The 19,121-nt window shown below is 68.9% G+C and carries 16 protein-coding genes and 1 pseudogene; 9 read left to right on the plus strand and 8 right to left on the minus strand.

Features of this window, described 5'->3' with window-relative positions:
• Positions 1-51: 51 nt before the first annotated feature.
• The 5 genes and pseudogenes from OH809_RS01615 to OH809_RS01635 all read right to left on the minus strand — a co-directional run bounded on the left by OH809_RS01615 (position 52) and on the right by OH809_RS01635 (position 4,730).
• On the minus strand, positions 52-933 hold the full coding sequence (locus OH809_RS01615; RefSeq protein ID WP_406424658.1) for a BTAD domain-containing putative transcriptional regulator: 882 nt from the start codon (positions 931-933) through the stop codon (positions 52-54).
• A gap of 320 nt (positions 934-1,253) precedes the next feature.
• A complete protein-coding gene (locus OH809_RS01620; protein ID WP_406415622.1) occupies positions 1,254-2,840 on the minus strand; it encodes an acyl-CoA carboxylase subunit beta in 1,587 nt (528 codons plus the stop codon).
• A 125-nt stretch (positions 2,841-2,965) separates the two neighbouring features.
• Positions 2,966-3,154 (minus strand): acyl-CoA carboxylase epsilon subunit, encoded by a 189-nt coding sequence (locus OH809_RS01625; protein WP_406415624.1) that lies wholly within the window; start codon positions 3,152-3,154, stop codon positions 2,966-2,968.
• 253 nt (positions 3,155-3,407) lie between these two features.
• Positions 3,408-3,620, minus strand: a pseudogene (locus OH809_RS01630) (zinc ribbon domain-containing protein); the annotation flags it as partial.
• Positions 3,621-3,797: 177 nt separating this feature from the next.
• A complete protein-coding gene (locus tag OH809_RS01635; protein WP_406415626.1) occupies positions 3,798-4,730 on the minus strand; it encodes an NAD(P)H-binding protein in 933 nt (310 codons plus the stop codon).
• A gap of 205 nt (positions 4,731-4,935) precedes the next feature.
• On the opposite strand from OH809_RS01635, the gene OH809_RS01640 reads away from it, so the two are divergent.
• Positions 4,936-5,604, plus strand: a complete 669-nt coding sequence (locus tag OH809_RS01640; RefSeq protein WP_406415628.1) for a ScbR family autoregulator-binding transcription factor — start codon at positions 4,936-4,938, stop codon at positions 5,602-5,604.
• Here OH809_RS01640 and OH809_RS01645 read toward each other — a convergent pair.
• Positions 5,597-7,138, minus strand: coding sequence for an FAD-dependent monooxygenase (locus OH809_RS01645; protein WP_406415630.1), 1,542 nt, complete (start codon positions 7,136-7,138; stop codon positions 5,597-5,599). The two genes, OH809_RS01640 and OH809_RS01645, sit on opposite strands and share 8 nt — an antisense overlap.
• 433 nt (positions 7,139-7,571) lie before the next feature.
• Here OH809_RS01645 and OH809_RS01650 point away from each other — a divergent pair, with 433 nt between their 5' ends.
• On the plus strand, positions 7,572-8,693 hold the full coding sequence (locus tag OH809_RS01650; RefSeq protein ID WP_331743599.1) for an IS630 family transposase: 1,122 nt from the start codon (positions 7,572-7,574) through the stop codon (positions 8,691-8,693).
• Between the two features lie 395 nt (positions 8,694-9,088).
• The gene (locus OH809_RS01655; RefSeq protein WP_406415631.1) at positions 9,089-10,558 is read left to right on the plus strand and encodes an IS200/IS605 family accessory protein TnpB-related protein; all 1,470 of its coding nucleotides are present in this window, start codon (positions 9,089-9,091) and stop codon (positions 10,556-10,558) included.
• Between the two features lie 8 nt (positions 10,559-10,566).
• Here the strand turns inward: OH809_RS01655 and OH809_RS01660 are convergent, their stop codons facing one another.
• Entirely contained in the window at positions 10,567-12,060 is a 1,494-nt protein-coding gene (locus OH809_RS01660; protein WP_406415633.1) for an MFS transporter, read from the minus strand.
• A gap of 273 nt (positions 12,061-12,333) precedes the next feature.
• Here OH809_RS01660 and OH809_RS01665 point away from each other — a divergent pair, with 273 nt between their 5' ends.
• From OH809_RS01665 to OH809_RS01690, 6 genes are all read left to right on the plus strand, one after another.
• Positions 12,334-12,705: a YciI family protein gene (locus OH809_RS01665; RefSeq protein ID WP_406415634.1), complete on the plus strand. Its 372-nt coding sequence runs from the start codon at positions 12,334-12,336 to the stop codon at positions 12,703-12,705.
• Entirely contained in the window at positions 12,702-13,961 is a 1,260-nt protein-coding gene (locus tag OH809_RS01670) for an RNA polymerase sigma factor (protein WP_406415636.1), read from the plus strand. The genes OH809_RS01665 and OH809_RS01670 overlap by 4 nt, the downstream gene beginning before the upstream one ends.
• Positions 13,962-14,216: 255 nt before the next feature.
• A complete protein-coding gene (locus tag OH809_RS01675) occupies positions 14,217-14,735 on the plus strand; it encodes a hypothetical protein (RefSeq protein ID WP_406415637.1) in 519 nt (172 codons plus the stop codon).
• Between the two features lie 82 nt (positions 14,736-14,817).
• The gene (locus tag OH809_RS01680; protein WP_406415639.1) at positions 14,818-15,663 is read left to right on the plus strand and encodes a DUF4097 family beta strand repeat-containing protein; all 846 of its coding nucleotides are present in this window, start codon (positions 14,818-14,820) and stop codon (positions 15,661-15,663) included.
• Between the two features lie 77 nt (positions 15,664-15,740).
• Complete coding sequence (locus tag OH809_RS01685; RefSeq protein WP_406424660.1) at positions 15,741-16,745, plus strand: ATP-binding cassette domain-containing protein; 1,005 nt, start codon at positions 15,741-15,743, stop codon at positions 16,743-16,745.
• Complete coding sequence (locus OH809_RS01690) at positions 16,742-17,524, plus strand: ABC transporter permease (RefSeq protein ID WP_406415641.1); 783 nt, start codon at positions 16,742-16,744, stop codon at positions 17,522-17,524. Before OH809_RS01685 ends, OH809_RS01690 begins: the two co-directional genes overlap by 4 nt.
• A 326-nt stretch (positions 17,525-17,850) precedes the next feature.
• On the opposite strand, the gene OH809_RS01695 is transcribed toward OH809_RS01690, so the two are convergent.
• Positions 17,851-18,765: a class II fructose-bisphosphate aldolase gene (locus OH809_RS01695; RefSeq protein WP_406415642.1), complete on the minus strand. Its 915-nt coding sequence runs from the start codon at positions 18,763-18,765 to the stop codon at positions 17,851-17,853.
• Positions 18,766-19,121 lie beyond the last annotated feature (356 nt).

Consider the following 19,121-nt stretch of genomic DNA (forward strand, 5'->3'; position numbering starts at 1 on the left):
GCCAGAGTCGCGGTGATCTGCGCCGCTGTGGCACGACCCGCCTCTCACACGTCAGTTCACGGGTAACGAGCGTGCGCTGCCCGCACGGGCAGAGGGGGGAGGAACCGTGGCAGGCATCTGCTGCTCCGCGGCCAGCGGAGTCTCCGGCGCGGCTGTCAGGATCGACTGCTGGAGCCGGCGCAACCGTGCCGAGGGCTCCAGGCCCAGGTCCCGTACGAGGGTGCTGCGCAGCCGGTGGTAGACGTCGAGGGCCTCGCCGCGCCGCCCCGAGCGGTGCAGCGCCAGCATGAACTGGGCGTGCAGGTTCTCGTGGGTGGGGTAACGGCTGGTCAGCACGGTCAGTTTCGGGAGCAGTTCGCGGTGGCGGCCGAGCCGGAGGTCGGCCTCGATGCGCTGATCGAGGGCGCACAGCCGGCTCTCTTCCAGCCGTTTGGCCTCCATCTCCAGCTGCGCACCGGTCTGCACGTCCGCGAAGGCCGAGCCGGTCCACAGGGCGAGTGCCTCACCAAGCAGGCGCGAGGCGCCCTGGAAGTCTCCTGCGTCCATCGCGCGGTAGCCCACGCCCGCGAGCCGTTCGAACTCCCGGACGTCGCTGGTCCCGCCACCGGAGACGAGCATGTACCCGCCGGGCGAGGTGACCAGGACGTCCTTGGCGCGGCGCCGCGGGGGCGAAGCAGGCTCGGCGGCGCGTGTGTCCTTCTCCAGCGCGAGCGTGATGAGGTCGCGCAGTTGCAGGACGTAGGTCTGCAACGTGGTGCGCGCGCTGCGCGGGGGCCGGCCCGCCCACAGCTCGTCGATGAGAGCGGAGACCGGCACCACCTGGTCGGCGTGCAGCGCCAGAAGGGCGAGCACCTGCCGGGGCTTCGGCGCAGTAGGAGCGATGGACGCCCCATTCTCCCTGACGTCTAATATGCCCAGTACGTCGATCTGCACGCCGTTGCCCCCTCGGTGAATGTGCATTTCCCGGCACCTCACGAGTACAAAACAGGCCGGCCGGTTTGTCAACGGCAAACCGTTGGTGCTGTTTTGATGTACCGTCAGCCAGGCATGCGCGACCTCCTCCCGTACGCCTCTGAGGAGGGGATTCACGCGACTCCATGCTGCCCGACCGCAAGGACGCGTGCAGGCGTCCATCGATTCCCGGCGGAAATCTGCCCTGACAAACGGGCGTTCTCGCGGGCACAGCAGACCTCTCGGGCAAAATAACAGAACTGTCGTGCGGTTGACTCGTACTGCCGTCAAGGGTCGTGCTGTTACTGCGGGGGGTTGCCGTGCTTACGGGAGGGCAGGTCGGCGTGCTTGCTGTGCAGCATGGCCAGGGACCGGATGAGTACCTCGCGGGTCTCCGCCGGGTCGATGACGTCGTCGACCAGGCCGCGCTCGGCCGCGTAATAGGGGTGCATGAGCTCGGCCTTGTACTCCTTGACCATCCGGGCCCGCAAGGCCTCAGGGTTCTCGGCCTCGGCGATCTGGCGGCGGAAGATGACGTTGGCCGCGCCCTCGGCGCCCATCACGGCGATCTCGTTGGTGGGCCACGCGTAGGTGAGGTCGGCGCCGATGGACTGACTGTCCATGACGATGTAGGCACCTCCGTACGCCTTGCGCAGGATCAGCGAGATCCGGGGCACGGTGGCGTTGCAGTAGGCGTACAGCAGTTTCGCGCCGTGCCGGATGATGCCGCCGTGTTCCTGGTCGACGCCGGGCAGGAAGCCAGGGACGTCCAGGAAGGTCACGATCGGGATATTGAAGGCGTCGCACATCTGCACGAACCGAGCGGCCTTCTCGCTGGCCTCGATGTCCAGAACACCGGCCAGCGACTGGGGCTGGTTGGCGACGATGCCGACGACCCGGCCGTCCAGGCGGGCCAGCGCGCAGATGATGTTGCGGGCCCAGCGCTCGTGGATCTCCAGGTAGTCGCCGTCGTCGACGATCTCCTCGACGACCTTGCCCATGTCGTAAGGGCGGTTGCCGTCCGCCGGAACCTGGTTCAGCAGCACGTGGCTACGCCGGTCGACGGGGTCGCCGCTGCGCACCCGGGGCGCCGCCTCCCGATTGTTCTGCGGGAGCATCGACAGCAGGTAGCGGACCTCGGCAAGGCAGGTTTCCTCATCGTCGTACGCGAAGTGACACACGCCCGACGTCTCGGCGTGCACGTCGGCGCCGCCCAGACCGTTCTGGGTGATCTCCTCGCCGGTCACCGCCTTGACCACGTCGGGGCCGGTGATGAACATCTGCGAGGTGTCGCGCACCATGAACACGAAGTCCGTCAGAGCCGGGCTGTAGGCCGCACCCCCCGCACACGGGCCCAGCATCACACTGATCTGCGGGATGACACCCGACGCCCTGGTGTTGCGCTGGAAGATCCCGCCGTACCCGGCGAGCGCACTCACACCCTCCTGAATACGCGCCCCGGCACCGTCGTTGAGCGACACCAGCGGCGCGCCGGCCGCGATGGCCATGTCCATGATCTTGTGGATCTTCGTTGCATGCGCCTCACCCAGCGCACCACCGAAGATCCGGAAGTCGTGGGCGTAGACGAACACTATCCGCCCATCCACCGTGCCCCAGCCGGTGATCACACCGTCCGTGTACGGCTTTTTCGCCTCCAGCCCGAACCCCGTCGCCCGGTGCCGGCGCAACCGCTCGACCTCCTGGAACGAACCCGCATCCATCAGCAGCCCGATACGCTCCCGGGCCGTCAGCTTGCCCTTGGCGTGCTGCGCCGCCGTCGCCTCCTCACTCGGCCCGTCCAACACCTGAGCCCGTATCGCGTGCAACTCCGCCACGCGACCGCGTAGGTCGGTCGGCCCTGTCCCGGTCGGCGCGGGGGAAGTCGTCATCGCCATCTCTGGTCCCTTTCTGGGACAAGGCTGAGGAGATCCCGCCCCGGTTCCTGGAGAACATGGTCAAACCGCCTATACGGTTTCGTTTCCTGTGATGGAAGGCGCCTCGGGCAGCGGTCGGCTCACCGCCAGCTGCCGGGCGGAGCGTAGCCTTGCGGCCGCTTCCACCAATTCCATCCGAGCAACAGCGGCTGCTCGGGCTCCGCCCGGTCGCGTGCGCGCAAAGCAAGCAGCACCGCCGCGAGAGCGGCCAGCTCCTCTTGGCTGGCCTGGCCGCGTTCCACGCGGAGCACAGCTTCTGTGCTCTCCATCCGGCCCATCCCCTCCTCACAGCCCCGGGCCATGGTCGATCGGGACACTCGAGAAGTGCTGAGGGATCGCTGGAGGCTCAACCCGGGCTGCGCCTCAACGACACTCCGGGACCGGAAGATGACCATGCCACGAGGGCGACAGCTCGCCACGGCGTCATCCGAGGTCCCACAGACAGAGGTCGACGACGGCCGCCCTCACGAGGCCACACGGGACTCGATGTGACTCCCCCCTCGTGAACGAGGGGGCTTCTCGTTACGCCGGGTTGGCGTTTCGACGGACCAGCCCGGCCCGTGGAACGTTGGTCGCTCCCACGGTGTCCGCGTGCGCCTGGTGGCCGCATGCGACGCAGTGGAACTTCTCCTGTGTGGGCCGGTTCTCCTTGGCGGTGTGCCCGCATCCGGGGCATCGCCGCGAGGTGTTGCGGGGGTCCACAGCGATCACTTCCCGTCCGGCGCTTTCAGCCTGAGGCGCGCCGGATTCCGGCATCGTGCACGGACCACGAGGAGGCCGTGCTCGTGACCGCCCAGCGGGAGGAAATACCTGCGTTCCGGGCCACCGTGACCATGACGTCGCTCACGGGGTGACCTCCCGGGGCCGGTGCGCAGCGTGCTGGGCACCAGCCCCCTCCAAGCTGACGCCGTGTCATGTTCCTCCACTCCGATCCGTCCTCCGCGGCTGTGACGAACGAGCATGCTGCACGGATCGGCTCGGGACCGGCGTCCCCGGCTCTTGCAGGGCGAAGGCCTCGAGATGGTCCTCGGCCCACCCCCGAAAGGATCCCGCCGACCGGCCCGTCACCGTACGGACGGTGTCCTCCACTTGAGCCTTGGCGCCTGCCCGCTGCCGTTCCGCGCTCTCCAGCAGCGCCTCGACGACCGGCGCCGGATAGCGCCTTCTCAGTGCAGCGCACGCTTCGTCCCGGCTCAACTCCTCGAAGTCCAGGGGAACCCCGAGCAGCCGGCCGAGCTGTTCCGTCTGCCCGATCGCGGTGAGCGCCTCCGGTCCGGTAAGGGTGTAGGTGCATCCGGCGTGCCTCTCCTCGGTCAGGGCCCGCACGGCGACTTCGGCGATGTCCCTGGGATCCACACAGGCGTTGACCGACGTCCCGTAGAGCGCGCGGACGGTGCGCTCGGACCGGATGGAGGCCGCCCAGGCCAGGGAGTTGGACATGAACGCGCGCGGACGCAGCAGGGTCCACTCCATGCCGGAGGCACGCAGCAGTTCCTCGTTGGCACGCTGCCACCGGGTGATGAGGTCGTCGGCCTGTTGGTCGAGGACAGCTGCCGCGGAGAGTTTCACCAACCGTTGCACCCCGGCTCTTTGTGCGGCGCGAACGAACCGGGAGTCGTCGTCGCCTGTGACGCGGGTGGTGACAAGGAATGCCGTCCGCACCCCCGTCACAGCCCGGGCCAGCGACCGCGGATCCTCATAGTCCCCGGCGACTGTCTCCGCCGTCGATGACGCCCCCGTGACCTTCGCGGGGTCCCTGGCCATGATGCGAACGCGCAGATCGGCGGGGAGCCGCCGGACCACTTCCCGCCCCACCGTTCCGGTGGCACCCGTCACCAGGATCACTGGGGCCTCCCTCTCCCCGTCCGGCCGACCGCAGCAGCCGCACCCTGTCATCCGCTCCTCGCTCTCCCCTGTGTTCGTTTTGGCCATGCATTGAATCTGGTACGTCCATGGGGGAGGCATGCGAATCGCAACTCCGCTGTAAGATACGAACCAGACGGTTTTTTATTGGGGTCTCGGGCCTCATCGAAGAAAGGGGGGGCCGAGAGTGGTGATGCAGGACCGGGCGATCCGCACCCGGTGGACGATCCTCACAGCGGCGGCCAAGGTCTTCGAGGAACGCGGCTACCTGGCCGCGACGATCAGCGAAATCCTCACCACCGCCGGCGTGACCAAGGGTGCCCTCTACTTCCACTTCCCTACGAAGGAAGACCTGGCGGAGGGGGTGATCCGTGAGCAGGATCACCAGCTGCCCATTCCCGACCGTGCCTGCAAGGTCCAGCAGTTGGTGGACACGACGTTCCTGCAGGCCTACCGCCTGCAGACCGACCTCCTCGTCCGGGCCGGTGTCCGGCTGTCGCTCGACCATCAGGCTCAGGGACTCGACCGCAGCGGCCCCTTCCTGCGCTGGAGCACGGTGGGCATTGATCTGCTGGAGAAAGCGCAGGCCCAGGGCGAGTTGATGCCTCACGTCGTGCCGGCAGAGACCTCCGATGTCCTGGTGGGAGCCTTCGCCGGCGTCCAGGCCATGTCCCAGGCCATGTCCAACTACGAAGACCTGCCGCGCAGAGTCAGCGCCCTGCTGCGGTACGTGCTGCCCAGTGTCGTGGTGCCGCCGGTGCTCGCTGCGGTGGACTTCTCCGAGGGCAGGGGAGCCTCGGTCCACAGCGAGTTGCAGGACATGCACATCGTGCAGCAGCCGACGTTCCTCAGCTGACCGCGCCCGAACGAGCACCCTTGGCCTCCACACCATCGGCCACCGCTCCCCCGCCCTCACCGAAGTACGCCTTGAGAGCGGGGGCGAGCTGGCCTCCCCCCGCCGCCCAGCCCACGTACCCGTCAGGCCGCACCAGCACTGCCTCACACGGCAGATCGGGTACCGGCTCGGCACGCACCATCCGCAGCAGCCCGGCCCATGCCTGCGCCTGCGTCTCGTAGCCGCCGGCCTGCCCGCCGAAGAGCAGGAGCAGCGGCCGCCCCTCGCCCAGCAGGCCGATCACATCGGTGCGGCCTTCCCGGGTGGTCAGTTCGACATTCTGCAGAAAGCTTCCCTCCCATGGGGAAGAATCCGCGCCGCGCGCAGGCAGCACCGTGTCCTGGGCACTGATCACGGAAGCCAATACGCCGCTCTCCAATCCTCCGGCCAGCAGCTCACCGAACAGGGCGCGCAGCGGGTCGAGTTCGGTATCCGGCCGCATGAGGGCCAGCTGCGCCCGCGTGTTGTCGATGACCCGCTGCGCGGCGGGCCGGCGCTCCTGGTCGTAGGTGTCGAGCAGCCCTTCACCCGCGGAGCCGCGCACCGTGAGCGCCAGCTTCCAGCCGAGATTGAGGGCGTCCAGCAGACCGGTGCTCAGCCCCTGGCCGCCGATCGGGAAGTGCACGTGCGCCGCGTCCCCCGCCAGCAGGATCCGCCCTTTCCGGTAGGACCGGACGAGCCGGCAGAAATCGCTGAACCTGCTCAGCCACTTCGGCGCCCGCATCGCGATGTCCCGTCCCGCGATCCAGGAGACCTCCCGGCGCAGCTCCTCCAGGGTGAGCGGCAGATGGCGTGCCCGGTACGTGCCCGCGCAGTTGAGTGTCCGCAAGCGGATCCCGCCGTGCGGGACGTCCTTGGCAACGATCCAGCCGCGAGAGGTGCGGTGCCAACCCTGCCGCAGGGCGTCCGCCTTCTCGAGACGGACATCGCCCGCCATCGCGGAGACCGTGGCCGGGTACGTCCGGGAGTCGAAGCCGGCCTGCTCGCGCACTGTGCTGCGCGCGCCGTCCGCTCCCACCACGTACTCGGCCGCGCAGGTCACCCGGCCGCGCGGTCCCTCCGCCGTGACGTGGACCCCGTCCGGCCCTTGGTGTGCCTCGGTCACCCGGTGACCGCGCAGGATCATCGCACCGGCGGCCCGGGCCCGCTCCTCGAAGAGGCTCTCCAGCTCCTCCTGCGGACACTTGAGGATCGGCTGCGGTTCCGTGGCCGGGGCCGAGATAGTCAGGCCGGGAATCCCTGCGAAGTGAAAAGTGCAGCTCGCTAAGGCGGAGCTCGCCTCCTTCCCTGCGCCGGCGAGCCCGCCGAGATAACCACGCCGGACCAGGGACTGCACGGTCCGGGCATGCAGCGTGGTCGCCTTGGGCCGGCCGGACACACCGGTCTCCGCCTCGACGACCAGGGTGCGGACCCCGTATCCCGCCAGCTCGCAGGCGAGGAGCAACCCGACCGGGCCTCCGCCCACGACCACCACTTGCGCCTGCAAGTCACCCACGATCCCGGGCCTCCCCCTTTTCCCAGACTGTGCTGTCAGCGCACCGAACCAAGCAGCGATGGGGGAGGAAAAGACAGAACCCAGCGACACCGTGCAGTGCGAGTGCACGGTGAATACCCCTTCCGCCCAACTCACGCGAAGTTGATCGCATCGCCCTGTTGTGCGAATAACGAAAAGAAATATACCGAGTGGACGGTTCTTTGCAACCCTCTTGGGAGCCATTCCATGCCGCCGAGCCACGGCGCTTAAGATGATCAGTGTTGCCGGCCGGTAAGGGAGCCCGGGCCCCGCTCGCGCACCACCCCTAGTACCAATGCCGACGGCATATGCCGTGTAGTTAGGCGTTAGGCGCGTGTTGATGTGTCAAGCCGCCTGAAGCGGAGATGGAGCTCCTGCTAGTGTCCTGCGCCGGAGATCCGTCGTTAGTACCTGTATGAGTGTTTCTGCGGGTGTGCCCGCACCGCGTCGTGGTCCGAAGCTGGAACCGTTGTTGTTGTCCGTTGACGAGCGTGCGGTGTTGGAGCGTTGGGCCCGGCGGGCGACGTCTGCGCAGGCGGTGGCGTTACGGGCGCGGATCGTGCTGGCGTGTGCAGGCCCTGACGTTCCGCCGATTGTTGTGGTGGCGCGGGATCTGCGGGTAGCGGCGGACACGGTCCGCAAGTGGCGTCGGCGGTTCCTGGCCGCCCGGCTGGACGGGTTGGTGGACGAGCCCCGGCCGGGCCGGCCGCCCACCATCAGCGTCGACCAGGTGGAAGCGGTCGTGGTCAGCACGCTGGAGGAGATCCCGAAGAATGCCACCCACTGGTCGCGCAAGTCGATGGCCGAACGCAGTGGGCTGTCGAAATCGACCGTGGGCCGAATCTGGCGGAAGTTCCATCTCAAGCCTCATCTGACGGACACCTTCAAACTGTCGACGGACCCCTTGTTCGTGGAGAAGGTCTACGACGTGGTCGGGCTGTACTTCAATCCGCCCGAAGGGGCGGTGGTGCTGTCGGTGGACGAGAAGTCGCAGATCCAGGCGCTGGACCGGTCCCAGCCGGTGCTGCCGATGATGCCGGGCATGCCCGAGCGTCGCACCCATGACTACGTCCGTAACGGTCTGACCACCCTCTTCGCGGCCTTCGACGTCGCGACCGGCGAGGTCATCACCTCGCTGCACCGTCGGCACCGGGCAGCGGAGTTCAAGAAGTTCCTCATCAAGATCGAGAAGGAGGTTCCTGGGCACCTCCAGGTCCACCTGATCTGCGATAACTACGGCACCCACAAGACACCCGCCATCAGAGCATGGCTGGCCAAGCACCCCCGATTCCACCTGCACTTCACCCCTACTGGTTCGTCCTGGATCAACCAGGTGGAGAGGTGGTTCGGCTTCCTCGCCGACCAGAAGATCCGCCGCGGTGCACACAAAAGCGTACGTTCCCTGGAAGCCGACATCCGATCCTGGGTCAAGGAATGGAACGAAAACCCAACACCGTTCATCTGGACCAAGACAGCCGAAGAGATTCTCGACTCACTCGCCCGCTTCTGCCAACGGATCTCCGGCGCAGGACACTAGAACCGTGTCGACCAAGATCACTGTTCAGCAGGATCTCCATTGGATGCCAAGTCTGTCATTTCTCATGAGGTAGCGGTTGCCGCGGGGCGTTCGCGCCGGGCCATCTGGGCGAGTTAACAGATCTCGCTCCCTGACGCCTGGGTCGTATCCGCCGGCCACGCACTCGACCCGGCCGGACAGTCTCCCCGCGCGGCCAAGCTCAGCACCTGCATGACACCAGGCCAGTTCGCGCAAACGATCGACTGCTTGGCGAAGCAGGATCTCCATGCGACAGCCACCTACCCCCGAACAGGCGTTACTGGCCCTTTCAGTTGATCGAGGCAGCGCTCTACATCGCCGGCACTGCGCTGTTCTCAGGCTTCAAATTCTACTGGACCCGCCGCCGCACAACATGAGTGAGCTGGTCCTCGGGCGGCCGAACACATGTCGGAGCGGGCTCTCGCTCGCAGCGGCTGACGGCGCTGTCGTCGTCGCGGATCGCGGGTGCGATCACCAAGGCCACGCACGATCAGTGGGCGCTCGCACGCCGTTGCCAGGCGGCGCACATTCGCAAGCTGGCGGCCGGGATCAAGATGCTGCGGCACCGGCTGTCCCTCCCGGTCGGGGAGCCCGGAACGAAGCGGGCTGCGGGCGGTTACCGGTCGAAGGGCGAGTGGTTCCGCAAGTCCCGCCGTGTCGCGGCACTGGAAGCCAGGCATGCTGCTGCTGTCGTCGACTGGCAGGCCGGGCGGGTGCGGGTGGTGCGGGGCGGTAAACGTCTCCTGAACACCCGCCACCATCTCACCCAGGCCCGGCTCACCGAAGACCAGTGGCGGGAACGGTGGGAGGCGGCGCGCTGGTTCATCGCCGCTGACGGTGAGTCGGGGAAGCGGTTCGGGAACGAGACGATCCGCGTCACCCCGGACGGCGAGGTCAGCATCAAGCTGCCTGCCCCGCTCGCGCACCTGGCCAACGCCCGGCACGGCCGGTACGTCCTCGCCTCCACCGTGGCGTTCGCGCACCGGGGCGCGGAGTGGGCCGACCGCATCGAAGCGAACCGGGCCGTGGCCTACCGCATCCATCTCGATACGGAGCGAGGCCGCTGGTATCTCACCGCGTCCTGGCAACGCCCCGTGGTGCAGACCATCCCGTTGGAGACTGCCCGCGCCCAGGGCATGATCGGCGTCGACACCAACGCCGACCACTTCGCCGCCTACCTTCTCGACCGGCACGGCAATCCGGTCGGTGACCCGCACCGCTTCGGCTACGACCTGTCCGGTTCGGCCGGCCACCGCGACGCACAGATCCGCCACGCGCTGACCCGCCTGATCAACTGGGCCAAGTCTGTCGGTGTCGCCGCGATCGGCATCGAGGACCTCGACTTCACCACCGAGAAGACCCGCGAGAAACACGGCCGCCGGAAACGGTTCCGGCAGCTCATCTCCGGCATCCCGACCGGCAAGCTCAAGGCCCGGCTCGTGTCCATGGCCGCCGAACACGGTCTCGCGATCATCGCGGTCGACCCCGCCTACACCTCCCAGTGGGGTGGCCGGCACTGGCAGAAACCGCTGGCCACCCCCCACCGAAAGATGTCCCGTCACGATGCCGCGGGCATCGCGATCGGTCGACGCGCCCTCGGACACCCGGTCCGGCGTCGGACGGCACCGCCCCCGCACGACCGGAGTGATCGTGCGGGGCATCGGACCGTCCAGGCCGGACCAGGTGACCGGGGGCGTGAGGGAACCCGCCCACCCACAACGGACCGGCCCCCTGGAGGACCGTCGCCGAGGGGGAAGCGAAAGCGGGAACCCAGCGCATCCAAAACCGTTCGGGATGCGCCCAGCACGCAACAGTGGGTCCAAGACTCACTTACGCACACTGGTTAGGAACGGTTCTACGAGCGAGTCGCCTCGTAGTCGGGGAGTGCGGCCGGGGTGGTCCGGGTTGCCGGGCGCATGGTCAGGATCAGCAGGGCCAGCCCGGCGAAGATGACCGCGGCGACAACGCCGGTGACGTGCAGGCTGGCGGTGAACGCCTCCCGTGCGGTGTGCAGCAGTTCCGCGCCCTGGCCGGCGGGAAGGTGCTGGCTGGCGGCGACTGCGCCGGCCAGCGAGTCGGACGTGCCGTCCATCCGGCTGCGGTAGACCACTGCGGCCACCACGCCGAGCAGCGCGAAGCCGAGCGAACCGCCGAAGTAGTTGCCGGTCTCCGACATCGACGCCGCCGAGCCGGCGCGCTCCGGCGGCACGGACCCGACGACCAGCCCGGTGCCCAGCGCGAACAGGGGGCCGGTGCCCAGCGCCAGTACGGCGATGCCGATCATCACCGGCGGCAGGGCGCTCGCAGTGTCGATGCCGACCAGCAGCAGGCTGCCCAGCGCCGACCCCACCAGCCCGCCGGCGATCGCGGTCGTCTGCTTCATCCGCCGGGCCAGCGCCGGCGCGGCCATGGTGCCGACCGCCACGCCCAGGCCCATGGGTGCGAACAGCACCGCCGACGCGACCGGCGAGAAGCCCAGCACGCTCTGCAGGTACTGGGTCACCAGCAGGCCCGTACCAGCCATGGCGATGCCGGCGAAGACCAGCGCGACGAGTACGGCCGTGAACGGGCGGTTGCGCAGCAGCCGCAGGTCCAGCAGCGGCGTCTGAAGCCGCAGTTGCCGGCGTACGAACAGCAATCCGATGGCTGCGCCGACGACGAGGGCCACCGCCGGCACGACTGGCACGCTCTCGTCGGTCAGCTGCTTGATGCCGTAGATCATCAAAAACACCGCCACGAGCGAAAGACCGACACTGGCCAGGTCCAGCCGGCCGGCCTGGTCGCTGCGGAACTCCGGCAGCAGGACCGGCCCGGCGAGCAGCAGCAACGCCATCGCCGGCACGGCGACCAGGAACACCGATCCCCACCAGAAGTACTGGAGCAGGAATCCGGCGAGTACGGGTCCGAGCGCGCCGCCGGTGAACTGGCAGGTCGCCCAGATCGCGATGGCCTGCCCGCGCTGCCGTTCGTCGCGGAACATGTTGGTGATCAAGGCAAGTGTGGACGGCGCCAGGGTCGCGCCGGCGACGCCCAGCAGCGCACGCGCGACGATCAGCATCAGCGGGCTGACCGCGAAGGCGGCCACGACCGACAGCACCGCGAACGCCGCTGCGCCGATCATCAGCAGCCGTCGGCGGCCGATCCGGTCGCCGAGCGTACCCATCGTGATGACCAGGCCGGCCACCATGAGTCCGTAGCTGTCACTGATCCACAGCTGCTGGACGTTGGTGGCACCCAGGTCGGCGCTCAGCCGTGGGAGCGCGAGGAGCAACGCCGTCATGTCCATCGCGACGAGCAATGTCGGCAGCATGAGGACGACCAGTCCCAGCCATGCCCGGTTGACTCGCATATCCGAAACTCCCTGTTCTCTCGACATTTCGCCGGTTGGTCGGAGCGGTCGAGAGCTTCTTGACATCGGTACGGACGGAAATCTCTCGCGTCCGCCACTGTGGGGCGTCACCCACGGTGAGGTGTCACCGGACATGACGACTTCACGGTCCGGGCGATGCGACGGCGAAAAACTCATGCGAACGTGTCGGCGGGGATGTCAAGACAACGGCGGCGGCTCCGACCAACCGGGCGAAGGGCCCAGCCGGGGCTCGCGAACCACGAGGAGCACGAGATGAAGTTCCTGATCAGCATGCATATCAACCCGGCCGTGATCGATGCGCTGACCGACGAGGAGAAGGCGGCGATCGGCGACGGCCACGGCAAGTTCATGGAGGTACTGAAGACGTCCGGCGAGCTGATCACCACGCAGGCGCTGGTCGACCCGTCACAGGCCGCTGTGGTGTCCGTACGAGGCGGCCAGCCGGTGGTGACCGACGGCCCTTTCCTGGAGTCCAAGGAGTATCTGGGCGGCTTCTACCTGATCGACTGCGAGAACAAGGATCGGGCGATCGAGCTGGCAGCGCAGATCCCGGACACCGCGATCGAGGGTCTGGGGGTCGAGGTGCGGCAGGTGATGTTCGCTGACGGACAATTGGAGGCATGACAGCACCGGACTTCGAGGACCTGCTGCGTGAGCTCACGCCGCAGGTCCTCGGCACGTTGGTACGTCGGCACGCCCAGTTCGAAGGGTGTGAGGACGCCGTGCAGGAGGCCGTCCTCGCCGCCGCCGTGCAGTGGCCGGCCGAGGGAGTGCCGGACAACCCGCGCGGCTGGCTGGTGACTGTCGCGTCCCGGCGGCTCATCGACCAGATGCGCAGTGACCACGCGCGCCGCGAGCGGGAGTCGGCGACGGCCACCGAGGTGGTGCCCGAGGACGTACCGGACACCGACGACACGCTCGTCCTGCTGTTCCTGTGCTGCCATCCGACGCTGACCGCGGCCTCTCAGACCGCCCTGACGCTGCGGGCCGTCGGCGGCCTGACCACTGCCGAGATCGCCCGCGCGTTCCTGGTGCCGGAGGCCACGATGGCGGCCAGGATCAGCCGGGCCAAGCAGCGCATCAAGGCCGCCGGCAGCTCGTTCAGCCTGCCGGACGGCGCGGAGCGCGAGGAGCGGCTACGAGTCGTCCTGCACGTGCTCTACCTGATCTTCAACGAGGGCTACACCGCCTCCTCGGGCAGCGAGCTGCACCGCGCCGACCTCGCGCACGAGGCGATCCGGCTGGCCAGGATGGTGCACGCGCAGCTGCCCGAGGACGGCGAGGTGACCGGGCTGCTCGCGCTGATGCTGCTGACCCACGCCCGCCGTCAGGCGCGTACGACGGCGGCCGGCGACCTGGTGCCGCTGGACGAGCAGGACCGTGCGAAGTGGGACCGCGGGCTGATCGACGAGGGGCTGGAGCTGGTCAAGGCGTCGCTGGCCGGCCCGGCGCTGGGGTCATACCAGCTGCAGGCCGCCATCGCCGCCACGCACGCCGACGCGGCCACGGCCGAGGAGACCAACTGGCCGCAGGTGCACACCCTTTACCTGATTCTGGAACGGATCGCGCCCAACCCGATGGTCACCCTCAACCGGGCGATCGCGCTCGCCGAGACCGAGGGCCCGCCGGCCGGGCTGGCCCTGCTGTCCACATTGGACAGTGACGAGCGGATGGCCGGGCACCACCGGCTGCTGTCCGTGCGGGCGCATCTGCTGGAGAGGACCGGCGACACGGCCGGGGCGTACGAGCACTACCGGCGCGCCGCGAAGTCCACCGCCAGCATGGCCGAGCAACGCTACCTGGAGTCCCGGGCCAGCCGGGTGACACGCCTTGGCACCACAGGTGTTGCGATCGATGCAGTGCCGAGTCACAGCCACTGAGCTGCGAGGACGCCTACCTACCGGGTAGACATCGCATGGCACCACATGGTGCCGGGTGGCACCACTTGGCATCATCCGGTGCCGCACGACATCATTCCACGCTCCGGAAAGCACATGGGCACGCATGGCGCCACAATGACTCAGGTCGACCCCTTCGCCTTTTGCCAGCTCAGGGCGGCCACCCTCAAGCCCGCCCCCCCCATAAGGCGCCACTCAGACTTGCGCATGGTGCCATGATGGTGCCATCATAACGTCATGGACCTCACTCCGTATGTCGACACCCTGCGCCGCGAACTCGCGGTGGCCGCCGAAGCGGGCGGGGAAGATGCCCGCGAGCTGGCCGAGCGGCTCACCGCTCCTCTGGAGTCGGCGACCCGTCTGACCATGCTCAATGTGCTCTCCGCCGCGATGGACGAGATCACCCGCGAGCTCGCCCCCGGCTCGGTCGACGTACGGCTGCGCGGGCTGGACCCCGACTTCGTGGTGACGCCGCCGCCCGCCGACGGCGGCCCCACGGAAGCGGTCGCCGCGCCCGTCGAACCGCTCAAGGCGCAGGCGCCCGCCGACGGCGACGAGGGCGGCATCGCCCGCGTCAATCTGCGTCTGCCGGCCCACCTCAAGGCGCGCGCCGAGGAGGCCGCGAGCCGCGAGGGCCTGTCGGTCAACGCGTGGCTGGTGCGGGCCGTGTCGGCCGCGGTCGACGGCGGCACGCGGCCGCGTACGACGCAGAAGACCCACACCATCGGACAGCACTTCACGGGCTGGGTGCGCTAGCCGCGCCCGCGTCCGCCCCACTTCACCCACACCACGTCCCACCAGCGGGGACGACCCGAAGACTCAAGAGGACGGGACAGCCATGCCTTCTTTTGACACTCCCGAACCGATTTCGGCCACCGCCCACGTGTACGCCGGTTCCATCCGGTTCACCGCGGGCGACCGCCTCGACACGGTCGTCGAGGTGCAACCCCGCGACCCGAAGCGGGATCAGGACGTGCGGTCGGCCGACCAGACCGAGGTCACGTACGCGAACGGCGCCCTGACGGTCAGGACGCCCAGGCCGCGCAATCTCTTCGGGCGCACCGGCACCGTCGACGTGACGGTCGAACTGCCCACGGGCTCGCGCGTCGACATGACCGGCGCCTGGGCCCAGGTGCTCGGCGAGGGGCGGCTCGGTGAGGTCCGCGTGAAGACCTCGTCCGGTGACGTCCGCCTCGAGGCGACCGGGCCGCTCCAGCTGACCGCCTCCCACGGCTCGATCACCGTCGACCGGGTCGAGGGCATGGCCGAGATCACCACCAGCTCCGGCAGCCTGCGCGTCGGCGCCGTCGACGGCCCCGCCGTCCTGAAGAACTCGCACGGCACCACGACCGTCGGCGCCGTGACCGGCGACCTGCGGGTGAGCGGCGCCCACGGCGACATCGACATCGCGCGCGCCGAGGGCTCGGTCGCCGCCACCACCGCCCACGGCACCCTGCGCGTCGCCGACGTGGCCCGCGGCACCGTCCAGTTGGAGACCTCCTACGGCGCCATCGAGGTCGGCATCCGCGAGGGCACCGCCGCCTGGATCGACGCCAGCTCCGGCTCCGGGCAGGTGCGCAACACGCTCACCGCCTCCGAGACCCCGCAGAAGACCGAGGACACCGTCGAGGTTCGCGCCCGGACCCGTAACGGCAACATCGACGTGCTCCGCGCCCGGGCCTGAGCACTGGTCCCGCCAACTCGCCCACTCCCCCAGTCACTTCAGCCTTCGAACGGGAGGGTTCCATGCCTTCTTCTGTCATGCCCACGCCCAGGCGGGGTGACGGTCTGCAGTCGCCCGCCGCCGTCTCCACCGTCGGTCTGCGCAAGTCGTACGGCGACAAGACCGTGCTGGGCGGCATCGATCTGCGCATCCCGGCCGGGTCCGTGTTCGCACTGCTCGGGCCCAACGGCGCCGGCAAGACCACCACCGTGCAGATCCTGTCCACGCTCATCGCCGCCGACGGCGGGCAGGCCCAGGTCGCGGGCCACGACGTCACCACGTCACCGGACGCGGTGCGCGCCGCAATCGGCGTCACCGGGCAGTTCGCCGCGCTCGACGACCTGCTCACCGCCGAGGAGAACCTGCTCCTCATGGCCGACCTGCTGCGCCTCGGCAAGCGTGAAGGGCGCTCCCGTACAAAGGAGTTGCTTCAGCGGTTCGACATCGCGGACGTCGCGCACAAGCGGGCCGCGACCTTCTCCGGCGGGATGCGGCGCCGGCTCGACCTCGCCATGACGCTGGTCGGCGACCCCCAGGTGATCTTCCTGGACGAGCCGACGACCGGGCTCGATCCACGCAGCCGCCGCACCATGTGGGACACGGTGCGCTCGCTGGTCGCGGGCGGCACCACCGTCTTCCTCACCACCCAATACCTGGAGGAAGCCGACCAGTTGGCCGACCGGATCGCCGTGCTCGACGGCGGCCGGATCGTCGCCGAGGGCACCGCCGACGAACTCAAAGCGCAGATCCCCGGCAGCCACGTACGGCTGCGGTTCACCGACACCGCCGAGTACGAGCGCGCGGCCGCCGCCTTCCCCGGCGCGGCCCGAGACGACGAGAACCTCGCCCTGCGCGTGGCGGGCGACAGTGGCCTCGACGCGCTGCGCGCCCTGCTCGACCGGCTCGACGCCGCCGGCATCCGGGCCGCCGACTTCTCCGTGCACACCCCCGACCTCGACGACGTATTCCTCGCCCTGACCGGCGACGGCACCACCAAGACCGGCACCGGCTCCCCGCTTCACGTCAAGGAGACCCTGCGATGAGCACCCTCACCTACACCGTGCACGACTCGATGACGATGCTGCGGCGCAACCTCAAGCACGCGATCCGCTATCCGGCCGTGGGGTTCGGCAGCGCCATGACGCCGATCCTGATGCTGCTGCTGTTCGTGTACGCCTTCGGTGACTCGATCGGCGCCGGCATGGGCGGCGGCCGGGACGCGTATCTGAACTACCTGACACCGGGCATCATCATCATGGGGGTGGCCGCCGGCTCGATGTCGACCTCGATCGCGGTCTGCTCCGACATGACCGAGGGCATCATCAACCGCTTCCGCACCATGAACATCACACGCTCGTCGTTCATGACGGGGCATGTCATCGGCAGCGTCATCCAGACGATGGTGTGCATCGTCCTGGTCGTGGGCGTCGCGCTCGCCGTCGGATTCCGGTCGGACGCGAGCCCACTGGAGTGGCTGGCCGCCGCAGGCCTCCTCGCAGCCATCGCGTTCGCGGTGACCTGGCTGTCGGCGGCGCTCGGCCTGATCTCCAAGACCGTCGAGTCCGCGAGCAACAAGCCACTGCTGGTCCAGTTCCTGCCGTTCCTCGGCTCCGCGTTCGTGCCGGCCGACTCGATGTCGCCGGGCCTGCGCTGGTTCGCCGAGAACCAGCCGTTCACGCCGATGACCGAGACGCTGCGCGGCCTGCTCTCCGGCTCGGAGATCGGCAACAACGGCTGGATCTCGCTCGCCTGGTGCGCCGGCATCGCCCTGGTCGGCTACGTCTGGTCGCGCTCGCTGTTCAACAGCACCACCAAGCGCTGAGAGCCCATCTCTCCACCTCGGCCGATCTCGTACACGCGCCACGGCGGAGGGCCCGATGCACGCAGAGCCCTCTGCTCGCAGTGGTCCGGCAGAGGGCTTTGCGGTGAGGTTCCGGGTGCTCCACTCACCGTGTCGGAGCGCCTTTCCGAGATCGGCCGGCGGGCGGATTCTTCCGGTACCGGGCGGACCAGGGTCCCCTTTCGCGTCGCCCCCCATGCACTACCGCAGCCGGCTCGACGGCTGATCACGAAACCACTCCCGGCCCGGCGCCGCCCTGCAGCTGCTCACGACGCTGGAAACCCCCGCCAAGCCGGCCCGTCAGGCCGTCAATGCCGTCCGGCGTGGTGCTTTCCGGCAGGGGTGCACGGGCTCGTCCCGGCGTCCGGGCCCTCCAGGGTCTGGATGAGGTTGGCGACCACGTCCGCCATCGCCCGGCGGGCGGCAGCGAGGTAGACGGCTGGGTCCTGCGTGCCACCCGCCGCGAGCCTGTCGCGCAGCGCCCGCGTCATCGCGGCGTCGAGAGCGCGCCCGAAGCCGAGCTTGGCCACGCCCGCGACGACCGCTGCCCTCAGTTCTGCTGCGTTCGCCGCGGACAACTCCCGCAGGACGAGAGGCACGTTCACCGCTGTCCGCAGCCCGGCGAGCAGCGAGCGGTGGTCATCCGCCGTGCAGGTGCCGAAGGGGTGGCTTTCGCCGCTGAGTACAAGTGCGTCGGCGCCGGTAGCGTCGGCGAACTCCTGGGCTGTCCCGGGGGCGAGGTGCGCTCCGTGTGGACAGGGCGACGTGCCGATCCGTGCGGCACGCGGAGCCCCGCGGTCCCCGGTGTCCATCAACTCCGCCTCCGCCCAGAGCCCCTGCTCGTGCGCCCACGAGACCGCGTCCCGGGTCACGGCGACGGTTCTGACGTAGGAGAGATGACCGGCGTCGTACATGATCGAGCCGAAGCCACAGTGCGCTGCCTGGGCGAGCAGTGCGGTCCTGCGCACCTTCGTCAGGTGGAGCCCGACCGGCACGGTGGCAGTGCGCGCCATCTCGGCGGCGGCCCGGGCGAGTGGCGCGAGCTGCCCACCGTGATGGTCCACCGCCGTCTCGCCGATCTGGATGATCACACCGCGGCCCGCCAGCTCTGCCCCCGCCACGATCGCCTGCAGGTGCTCGAACGTGTGGGCGTCGAAGGCGGCGACGGGGCGGTGGTGCGCCCGGCCGTCGGAGAGCATCGGGCCGATGGCTGCGAGCGTCAAGGGAGCCTCCAAGGCAGCACGTTGGGTGCCCCGGACTGCAGGGCGCGGGCAATCATGATTGCACGTGCTCGCAAAGGGCGTCATTCACGCACGAGTGTGCACCCGTGGAGGGTGGGACGGTCGCAGATGAGGCGGCAGGCAAGCCGGATCAGCTGGCGGACGGCGGGAAAACAGGGGTCGGGCGTGGCATTGACAGCGGCTCGGGCGGGGCCCATAGTTTCTGCCCAAGCGTGATTGAAGTTGCGCAGTAAGTGTGGGTGTCACGCTTTTTTGAGCATCGGGCACTCCTCGGCACCTCATCTCATCTGACCTGCCCACGGAGCCGGCGTATCGAAGCCGCACCCCCGCGTACCCTC

It is taken from the genome of Streptomyces sp. NBC_00873, assembly GCF_045207415.1.
In the GTDB taxonomy this organism is placed as follows: Bacteria; Actinomycetota; Actinomycetes; order Streptomycetales; family Streptomycetaceae; genus Streptomyces.

Coding starts and splice junctions, on each gene's coding strand:
- OH809_RS01625 (WP_406415624.1), bottom strand. CDS start 3,154: ATGGAGAGCACAGAAGCTGTGCTCCGCGTGGAACGCGGCCAGGCCAGC.
- OH809_RS01650 (WP_331743599.1), top strand. CDS start 7,572: ATGAGTGTTTCTGCGGGTGTGCCCGCACCGCGTCGTGGTCCGAAGCTG.
- OH809_RS01685 (WP_406424660.1), top strand. CDS start 15,741: ATGCCCACGCCCAGGCGGGGTGACGGTCTGCAGTCGCCCGCCGCCGTC.
- OH809_RS01665 (WP_406415634.1), top strand. CDS start 12,334: ATGAAGTTCCTGATCAGCATGCATATCAACCCGGCCGTGATCGATGCG.
- OH809_RS01620 (WP_406415622.1), bottom strand. CDS start 2,840: ATGACGACTTCCCCCGCGCCGACCGGGACAGGGCCGACCGACCTACGC.
- OH809_RS01675 (WP_406415637.1), top strand. CDS start 14,217: ATGGACCTCACTCCGTATGTCGACACCCTGCGCCGCGAACTCGCGGTG.
- OH809_RS01680 (WP_406415639.1), top strand. CDS start 14,818: ATGCCTTCTTTTGACACTCCCGAACCGATTTCGGCCACCGCCCACGTG.
- OH809_RS01660 (WP_406415633.1), bottom strand. CDS start 12,060: ATGCGAGTCAACCGGGCATGGCTGGGACTGGTCGTCCTCATGCTGCCG.
- OH809_RS01690 (WP_406415641.1), top strand. CDS start 16,742: ATGAGCACCCTCACCTACACCGTGCACGACTCGATGACGATGCTGCGG.
- OH809_RS01670 (WP_406415636.1), top strand. CDS start 12,702: ATGACAGCACCGGACTTCGAGGACCTGCTGCGTGAGCTCACGCCGCAG.